The sequence below is a fragment of the Ruminococcus champanellensis 18P13 = JCM 17042 genome, from assembly GCF_000210095.1.
GTDB classification, from domain to species: Bacteria; Bacillota; Clostridia; order Oscillospirales; family Ruminococcaceae; genus Ruminococcus_F; species Ruminococcus_F champanellensis.
The window spans coordinates 269,607-271,416 of sequence record NC_021039.1 but is presented as its reverse complement, the minus strand read 5'-3'; the positions used below and the strand labels follow the sequence as shown (position 1 = coordinate 271,416).

The 1,810-nt window shown below is 56.0% G+C and carries 1 protein-coding gene; it reads left to right on the top strand.

Features of this window, described 5'->3' with window-relative positions; genetic code table 11:
* Positions 1-328: 328 nt before the first annotated feature.
* Positions 329-1,663 (top strand): TrkH family potassium uptake protein, encoded by a 1,335-nt coding sequence (locus RUM_RS01215; protein WP_015557407.1) that lies wholly within the window; start codon positions 329-331, stop codon positions 1,661-1,663.
* The last annotated feature ends 147 nt before the right edge of the window (positions 1,664-1,810 follow it).

Genomic DNA, 1,810 nt, shown 5'->3' with positions numbered 1-1,810 from the left:
GACCGTGGAACGGTACTGCGTAGAAACAGCATGCAGAGTATAAAAGATAAGTCGCAAACAAATGGTTACGCAAAAAAATAAACCCCACAAAGCAACTTCAGCACCCAGAGCATAAAAGAACGTACAAAAGCAATCGGCTGCAAACATGCATGAGCCGCAAAAAATTTATGTAATTCAAACAAAAACCATAAAACCGCTACACATTTTTCATATTATCCGGGTATAATAAAAAGATAAGTGACTTCTGCCGGGCAGGATACCCAGCGTTTCATACAAAGGTGATAGCACACAAATTTTGTACGGCATTGCCGAAAAAAGGAGCATTTCCATGTTCGACCTACTGCACAAGAAAATCCAACTATCCTCCTTCCAGCTCATCATTCTGGGCTTCGCAGGAGTGATTCTGCTGGGCGCCTGCGTGCTGATGCTGCCCATTTCCTCCCAGCTTCGCCAGTTCACTCCCTTCAGCGAGGCGTTGTTTACCGCCACCTCCGCTGTATGCGTAACCGGACTGATCGTCCAGGGCACCGGCTGTTACTGGTCCGCCTTTGGCCAGGGGGTGATCCTGAGTTTGATCCAGATCGGCGGTCTTGGGGTGGTGACCATTGCAGTGTCCTTCTCCCTGCTGTCCGGCAGGCGGATCTCTCTGATGCAGCGGAGCACCATGCAGGAGGCGATCGCCGCCCCCAAGGTGGGAGGCATCGTCCGGCTTACCGGCTTCATCCTCCGGGGCACGTTTCTGATCGAGCTGCTGGGGGCGTTGGCGCTGCTGCCGGTGTTCTGCCGGGATCATGGGGCACGGGGCATCTGGATGGCGGTGTTCCACTCGGTGTCCGCCTTCTGCAATGCGGGCTTCGATATTCTGGGCACCGACCAGAACCCCTTCCCCTCTCTGACGGAATATGCGGCAAATCCGGCAGTGAATATCATTATCATGCTGCTGATCCTCATCGGGGGCATCGGGTTCCTCACCTGGGAGGACATTGTGGTGAACAAGTGGCGGCTGCGCCGGTACCGGATGCAGAGCAAGGTGATCCTGCTGATGACGGTGCTGCTGATGGCGATCCCGGCGGTGTTTTTCTACACGGATCTGACGGAGCTGCCCACGGGACAGCGGATCCTTGCCGCATGCTTTCAGGCTGTGACGCCCCGAACCGCCGGGTTCAACACGGTGAATCTGTTGTCCTTGGGGGGTGCGTCCAATGCGGTGACGATGGTGCTGATGCTCATCGGCGGTGCGCCCGGGTCTACCGCCGGGGGTATGAAGATCACCACGGTGGCGGTGCTGTTCGCCAATGCATTTGCCACATTCCGGAAGCGAGAGGACGCACAAATGTTCGGCAGACGCATTGAACCGGGGGCGATCCGCAGTGCTGCAACCATTCTGATGCTGTACATGAGCCTGTTTTTCGGGGGCGCCGTGATTATCAGCCTTTGTGAGCAGCTGCCCCTGTCCCTGTGTCTGTACGAAACCGCATCCGCCGTGGGCACGGTGGGACTGACCCTGGGGATCACGCCGGAGCTGGGGCTGGTGTCCAAAATCGTGCTGATCCTGCTGATGTACATGGGCAGAGTGGGGAGTCTGACGCTGATTTATGCGGCGGTGTCCGGGAAGCATCTGAGTCCGGCGAAGCTGCCGCAGGAGAAGATTGCCGTAGGGTGAGGAACAGGGCGCAAGCCCTGTTTTTCTTTTTTATGTGACCTGTTACTTTCGTGCATTTCCTTATGGTCTGCGTGCTGGGGATACGCAGGAGCGTTTTACCGGTGTCTTGGGGAGATGTGTGCGACTCTATTTGTTTAACCAGGGCGG

Excerpts from the sequence above, each read along its gene's own strand:
- RUM_RS01215 (WP_015557407.1), top strand. The coding sequence starts at position 329 with ATGTTCGACCTACTGCACAAGAAAATCCAACTATCCTCCTTCCAGCTC.